At 52.2% G+C, this 6,114-nt stretch carries 13 protein-coding genes; all 13 read left to right on the top strand.

Annotated elements, in window-relative coordinates; translation table 11 throughout:
* Nucleotides 1-358, top strand: a 358-nt coding sequence (locus E1189_RS18340; protein WP_155162196.1) for an EF-Tu C-terminal domain-related protein, incomplete at its 5' end; no start/stop codon positions are given.
* A gap of 235 nt (nucleotides 359-593) precedes the next feature.
* Nucleotides 594-917: a 30S ribosomal protein S10 gene (gene rpsJ / locus E1189_RS18335; RefSeq protein WP_155162195.1), complete on the top strand. Its 324-nt coding sequence runs from the start codon at nucleotides 594-596 to the stop codon at nucleotides 915-917.
* 118 nt (nucleotides 918-1,035) lie between these two features.
* Nucleotides 1,036-1,704, top strand: coding sequence for a 50S ribosomal protein L3 (gene rplC / locus E1189_RS18330; RefSeq protein ID WP_155162194.1), 669 nt, complete (start codon nucleotides 1,036-1,038; stop codon nucleotides 1,702-1,704).
* A 15-nt stretch (nucleotides 1,705-1,719) separates the two neighbouring features.
* Nucleotides 1,720-2,322 carry a 50S ribosomal protein L4 gene (rplD, locus tag E1189_RS18325; protein ID WP_155162193.1) on the top strand — a complete coding sequence of 201 codons (603 nt, stop codon included), beginning with the start codon at nucleotides 1,720-1,722 and terminating at the stop codon, nucleotides 2,320-2,322.
* The gene (rplW, locus tag E1189_RS18320) at nucleotides 2,319-2,615 is read left to right on the top strand and encodes a 50S ribosomal protein L23 (RefSeq protein WP_155162192.1); all 297 of its coding nucleotides are present in this window, start codon (nucleotides 2,319-2,321) and stop codon (nucleotides 2,613-2,615) included. The genes rplD and rplW overlap by 4 nt, the downstream gene beginning before the upstream one ends.
* An 11-nt stretch (nucleotides 2,616-2,626) precedes the next feature.
* Nucleotides 2,627-3,451, top strand: coding sequence for a 50S ribosomal protein L2 (gene rplB / locus E1189_RS18315; protein WP_155162191.1), 825 nt, complete (start codon nucleotides 2,627-2,629; stop codon nucleotides 3,449-3,451).
* 18 nt (nucleotides 3,452-3,469) lie between these two features.
* Complete coding sequence (gene rpsS / locus E1189_RS18310) at nucleotides 3,470-3,748, top strand: 30S ribosomal protein S19 (RefSeq protein ID WP_281647855.1); 279 nt, start codon at nucleotides 3,470-3,472, stop codon at nucleotides 3,746-3,748.
* Nucleotides 3,749-3,759: 11 nt separating this feature from the next.
* Nucleotides 3,760-4,095, top strand: coding sequence for a 50S ribosomal protein L22 (gene rplV, locus E1189_RS18305; RefSeq protein WP_155162190.1), 336 nt, complete (start codon nucleotides 3,760-3,762; stop codon nucleotides 4,093-4,095).
* 11 nt (nucleotides 4,096-4,106) lie between these two features.
* The gene (rpsC, locus tag E1189_RS18300) at nucleotides 4,107-4,808 is read left to right on the top strand and encodes a 30S ribosomal protein S3 (protein ID WP_155162189.1); all 702 of its coding nucleotides are present in this window, start codon (nucleotides 4,107-4,109) and stop codon (nucleotides 4,806-4,808) included.
* A gap of 12 nt (nucleotides 4,809-4,820) precedes the next feature.
* Entirely contained in the window at nucleotides 4,821-5,234 is a 414-nt protein-coding gene (rplP, locus tag E1189_RS18295; RefSeq protein ID WP_155162188.1) for a 50S ribosomal protein L16, read from the top strand.
* A complete protein-coding gene (gene rpmC, locus E1189_RS18290; protein ID WP_155162187.1) occupies nucleotides 5,234-5,425 on the top strand; it encodes a 50S ribosomal protein L29 in 192 nt (63 codons plus the stop codon). The genes rplP and rpmC overlap by 1 nt, the downstream gene beginning before the upstream one ends.
* A gap of 2 nt (nucleotides 5,426-5,427) precedes the next feature.
* Complete coding sequence (gene rpsQ, locus E1189_RS18285; protein WP_155162186.1) at nucleotides 5,428-5,691, top strand: 30S ribosomal protein S17; 264 nt, start codon at nucleotides 5,428-5,430, stop codon at nucleotides 5,689-5,691.
* A gap of 54 nt (nucleotides 5,692-5,745) precedes the next feature.
* Nucleotides 5,746-6,114, top strand: coding sequence for a 50S ribosomal protein L14 (gene rplN / locus E1189_RS18280; protein WP_155162185.1), 369 nt, complete (start codon nucleotides 5,746-5,748; stop codon nucleotides 6,112-6,114).

Raw genomic sequence — 6,114 nt, 5'->3', positions numbered from 1 at the left:
TGCCCTGCTGCGTGGCGTTAAGCGTGAAGAGATCGAGCGTGGTCAGTGTCTGGTTAAGCCTGGTTCCGTAACTCCTCACACTACCTTCGAATCCGAAGTATATGTTCTGTCCAAGGATGAAGGTGGTCGTCACACTCCATTCTTCAAGGGCTACCGTCCTCAGTTCTACTTCCGTACTACCGACGTAACCGGTAACGTAGAACTGCCAGAAGGCGTTGAAATGGTAATGCCTGGTGACAACGTTCAGATGAAAGTTGAACTGATTGCACCAGTAGCTATGGAAGACGGTCTGCGTTTCGCAATCCGTGAAGGTGGCCGTACTGTTGGCGCCGGCGTTGTAGCTAAGATCATCGCTTAATACTGATTTGTTCGTAAGTGGCTATTGATTTAGTTGCTTGCGAGTAAATTTTTAGCGTGATGTTGAAACCCCTGACCCCGGTCGGGGGTTTTTACGAGGAAGAAGAGGGAAAATGCTTTTTTGTGATTTGTTGACAGAACTGTTGACGGATCATAAAATGCCGCTCTCTTTTATATCCGCCCACCATAATGCGTGGGCGGATTTACGTTCTTTAAACACCTACTAGGTTTCGAAGATGAGTCAGCAGCCTAAAACTCAACAAATTCGCATTCGACTGAAGGCTTTTGACCATCGCCTGATCGATCAGTCCACGCAGGAAATCGTAGATACTGCAAAGCGGACTGGTGCGCAGGTTCGTGGTCCTATCCCCCTGCCTACCCGCAAGGAAAAATTCACCGTATTGATCTCTCCGCACGTTAACAAAGACGCGCGTGATCAGTACGAGATCCGTACTCACAAGCGCCTGCTCGATATCGTCGAGCCCACCGAGAAGACAGTTGATGCTCTGATGAAGCTCGACCTGGCTGCGGGTGTGGAAGTTCAAATTAGCCTTGGCTAAATGAGAATCCAGGCTTGAATTGCTCAGCTTATTTTGAGTGAGGCAGTTCTTGCTTGTGTAACGCTCTGGAATGGGCGGCCATAGCGGGTAATAGCCCCGTACACGAAAGAGGTAGACTATGTCTAGTCAAGAAAATGGCAAGCGGGCTCTGGGCCTGATCGGTAAGAAGTGTGGCATGACCCGCATCTTCACCGAAGATGGCGCATCCCTGCCTGTTACTGTTGTAGAAGTAGAGCCTAACGTCGTAACTCAGATCCGTTCTGACGAAGCTGATGGTTACTCTGCTGTTCAGGTTACTACTGGTTCCAAAAAGGCCTCTCGGGTTTCCAAGCCTGAAGCTGGTCATTTCGCTAAGGCGGAAGTTGAAGCTGGTCGTGGTCTGTGGGAGTTCCGTCTGGACTCCGCCGCCGAGCTCAAAGCTGGCGACCAACTGACTGTAGAAATGTTCTCTGCTGGTCAGAAGATCGATGTTACCGGTCGTTCCAAAGGTAAAGGTTTCCAGGGTGGCGTTAAGCGCTGGAATTTCCGTACTCAGGACATGACTCACGGTAACTCCCTGTCTCACCGTGCTCCTGGTTCTATCGGCCAGTGTCAGACTCCAGGCCGTGTCTTCAAAGGCAAGAAAATGGCCGGACACATGGGCGACGCTCAAGTGACTGTACAGTCTCTGGAAGTTGTTCGTGTTGATGCTGAGCGTAACCTGCTCCTCATCAAAGGTGCGGTACCAGGTGCTACTGGCGCTGATGTTGTTATCAAACCTGCCGTTAAGGCGGGTGCCGCAGCCTGATAGGGGGTTTGTAACATGGATCTGAACGTAATTGGTGCAGACGCCCTGAAAGTTTCCGATGTGACTTTTGGCGTTGAATTCAACGAAGCCCTGGTTCACCAGGCCGTTGTTGCGTTTCTGGCTGGTGCTCGTCAGGGTACTAAAGCTCAGAAGACTCGCAGCGATGTAAGTGGCGGTGGTCGTAAGCCTTTCCGTCAGAAAGGTACTGGCCGTGCTCGTGCTGGTACTATCCGTAGCCCACTGTGGCGCGGGGGCGGTACTACTTTTGCCGCTCGCCCTCAGAATCACAGCCAGAAGCTCAACAAAAAGATGTATCGCGGTGCTCTGCGTTCCATCCTGTCTGAGCTGGTTCGTCAGGAACGTCTGGTTATCGTTTCTGAATTCAAGGCTGAAACTCCTAAGACCAAGGCTATGGTTGCCAAGCTGACTGAGCTGGAAGCTACCAACGCCCTGATCGTATCCGACAGCGTAGACCAGAACGTTTACCTGTCTGCCCGTAACATTCCACACGTTGATGTGCGTGATGTACAGGGTGTTGATCCGGTAAGCCTGGTTGCACACGACAAAGTCATCATGACTGTTGACGCAATCAAGAAGTTCGAGGAGATGCTGGGATGAATCAGGAACGACTGCTGAAAGTCCTCATTGGTCCCCACGTTTCCGAGAAGTCTTCGGTTGTGGCAGAGGCAAACAACCAGTACGTGTTCAAAATCGCTACCGATGCGAACAAACTGGAAGTAAAAAAGGCTGTCGAGCAACTGTTCGAAGTCAAGGTGAAGGCAGTAACTACTGTCAACGTGAAGGGCAAGACCAAGCGCACTATGCGTGGCCTGGGCAAGCGTAACGACTGGAAAAAGGCGTACGTAACCCTGGATGCTGGTCAGGAAATTGACTTCGCGGACGCTGAATAAGGAGACAGACAATGGCTGTTGTTAAGTGTAAACCCACTTCTCCAGGGCGCCGTTTTGTAGTCAAGGTCGTTAACCCTGATCTGCACAAAGGCAAGCCCTACGCTCCTCTTCTGGAAAAGAAGAGCAAGAGCGGTGGTCGTAACAATGCTGGTCGTATCACTACCCGTCACGTTGGTGGTGGTCACAAGCAGCATTACCGTATCGTAGATTTTCGTCGCAACAAAGATGGCATCCCAGCTATCGTTGAGCGTCTGGAATACGATCCAAACCGTACCGCGCACATCGCATTGTTGAAGTACATTGACGGTGAGCGTCGTTACATTATCGCACCTAAGGGTGTGAAGGCTGGTGACGAGCTGGTATCTGGTGTACACGCACCGATCAAAGCTGGTAACACTCTGCCACTGCGTAACATTCCTCAGGGTTCTGTTATCCACTGCGTGGAACTGAAGCCTGGCAAGGGTGCGCAAATGATTCGTTCCGCTGGCACCTCTGCCCAGCTGGTTGCACGTGAAGGTGCCTATGTAACTCTGCGTCTGCGCTCCGGCGAAATGCGCAAAGTTCTGGCTGACTGCCGCGCAACTCTGGGTGAGGTTTCCAACGGTGAGCACGGCCTGCGCTCTCTGGGTAAGGCTGGTGCTAAACGCTGGCGTGGTGTTCGTCCTACCGTTCGCGGTGTGGCTATGAACCCGGTAGACCACCCACATGGTGGTGGTGAAGGCCGGACTTCCGGTGGTCGTCATCCTGTTACTCCGTGGGGCGTACCTACGAAGGGCAAGAAGACTCGCTCCAACAAGCGCACCGACAAGTTCATTGTCCGTCGTCGCACCAAGTAAGTTTGAGAGGATAACACTGTGCCACGTTCACTTAAGAAAGGTCCTTTTATCGACCTGCACCTGCTGAAGAAGGTGGAGGACGCGGTAGGGGCTGGTAACAAGCGCCCGATCAAGACCTGGTCTCGCCGTTCCATGATCATTCCGCAGATGGTTGGTCTGACTATCGCGGTTCACAACGGTCGTCAGCACGTGCCTGTATTCGTCTCTGAAGAGATGGTCGGTCACAAGCTGGGCGAGTTTGCAGCTACCCGCACCTATCGCGGCCACGCTGCAGACAAGAAGGCCAAGAAGCGCTAAGGGGTATTGAGATGAAAGAAGTAGCTGCTACACACAACGGCGCTCGCATTTCTGCCCAGAAGGCTCGCTTGGTTGTCGACCTGATTCGCGGAAAGAATGTTGCAGAAGCTCTGGAAACCCTGACCTTCAGCACCAAAAAAGCTGCTGTCCTGGTTAAGAAAGTACTCGAGTCTGCTGTAGCTAATGCTGAGCACAACGAAGGTATGGATATTGATGAACTGAAGGTGTCTTCTGCGTTTGTTAACGAAGGTATGACACTGAAGCGCATCAAGCCACGTGCCAAAGGCCGTGCTGATCGCATCCTGAAGCGGTCTTGCCACATTACCGTTAAGGTTGCAGAGGTTTAAGGAGCGATCAGATGGGTCAAAAAGTACATCCTACAGGTATTCGCCTGGGTATCGTTAAGGACCATACTTCCGTATGGTACGCCGAAGGTACCGAATACGCTGACAAACTGAATGCGGATCTGAAAGTTCGTTCCTACCTGGAAGAGAAACTGAAGAACGCTTCTGTTAGCCGTATCGACATCCAGCGTCCAGCGCAAAGCGCTCGCGTAACCATCCACACTGCCCGTCCTGGTATCGTGATTGGTAAGAAGGGTGAAGATGTCGAGAAGCTGCGTCAGGAACTGAACAAGATGATGGGCGTGCCTGTTCACGTCAACATCGAAGAAGTGCGCAAGCCTGAGACTGACGCAAAACTGGTTGCCCAGAGCATTGCTGGTCAGCTGGAGCGTCGCGTAATGTTCCGTCGCGCTATGAAGCGTTCCGTACAGAACGCAATGCGCCTCGGCGCTAAAGGTATCAAGATTCAGTTGTCCGGCCGTCTGGGCGGTGCTGAAATCGCACGTACCGAATGGTACCGCGAAGGTCGTGTGCCTCTGCACACCCTGCGTGCTGATATCGATTACGCCACCTACGAAGCCCATACCACCTACGGTGTTATTGGCGTCAAGGTGTGGATCTTCAAGGGCGAAGTTATCGGCGGTGTTCGTGAGGAAGAGAAGGAGCAGAAGAAACCTGCTCGTCGTCCTCGCAAGAAGCCGGCCGCTAAGAAGTAAGGAGTTACGACGATGCTCCAACCTAAGCGTACTAAATTCCGCAAGCAGATGAAGGGCCGCAACCGCGGTCTGGCTCAGCGCGGTTCCAAGGTCAGCTTCGGCGAATACGCATTGAAGGCTGTTGGCCGTGGACGTATAACAGCTCGCCAAATCGAAGCTGCTCGTCGGGCAATGACTCGTCACGTTAAGCGTGGCGGTAAGATCTGGATACGGATCTTCCCAGACAAGCCAATTACCAAGAAGCCTCTCGAGGTTCGTCAAGGTAAAGGTAAGGGTAGCGTTGAATACTGGGTAGCTCAGATTCAGCCAGGTCGTGTCCTGTACGAAATGGAAGGCGTTTCTGAAGAGCTGGCGCGCGAAGCGTTTGCTCTGGCCGCCGCCAAGCTGCCTCTGAAGACAGTTTTCGTTAAGCGGGGTGTGATGTGATGAATGCGGCAGAGCTGCGTGAAAAGTCTATCGATGAGCTGAACACTCAGCTGATCGATCTGCTGCGGGATCAGTTTAACTACCGCATGCAAATGACTACTGGTCAGCTGAAGCAGACTCATCTGCTGAAGCAGGTCCGTCGGGATATTGCCCGAGTTAAGTCGGTGCTGACTGAGAAGGCAGGTAAATAAAGATGGCAGAGACCAAGAAAGTCCGTACACTGACCGGCAAGGTCGTGAGCGACAAAATGGACAAAACCATTACTGTCCTCGTTGAGCGCCGTGTAACGCATCCGCTTTACGGCAAGATCGTAAAGCGTTCTACGAAATTGCATGCTCACGACGAGAAGAATGAGTGCAAAATGGGTGACACTGTCGTTATCCGTGAGACTCGTCCTCTGTCAAAGAACAAGTCTTTTGAACTTGTTTCCATTGAAGAGCGTGCGACTCAAATATAAGGCTATCAACCGGCCGTAAGGCCGGCTTGAGTCTGCAGTTTGAGGAGAACTGGTATGATTCAGACCGAGACACAACTCGAAGTAGCAGATAACAGCGGTGCCCGTCGCGTTCAGTGCATCAAGGTACTGGGTGGCTCCCACCGTCGTTATGCTGGTATCGGTGACATCATCAAAGTCACCGTAAAGGAAGCAATTCCTCGCGGTAAAGTGAAGAAAGGCCAGGTTATGAATGCCGTGGTCGTTCGCACTCGTAAGGGTGTTCGTCGTCCTGATGGATCTCTGATCCGTTTCGATGGCAACGCAGCTGTTCTGCTGAATGCGCAGAACCAGCCTATCGGCACCCGTATCTTTGGCCCGGTGACTCGTGAACTGCGCGGTGAGCAGTTTATGAAGATCATCTCTCTTGCACCTGAAGTGCTGTAA

This window comes from Parendozoicomonas verongulae (genome assembly GCF_009711465.1).
In the GTDB taxonomy this organism is placed as follows: domain Bacteria; phylum Pseudomonadota; class Gammaproteobacteria; order Pseudomonadales; family Endozoicomonadaceae; genus Sansalvadorimonas; species Sansalvadorimonas verongulae.
The sequence above is the reverse complement of the archived record's forward strand: the minus strand, read 5'-3'. Positions and strand labels throughout refer to the sequence as shown.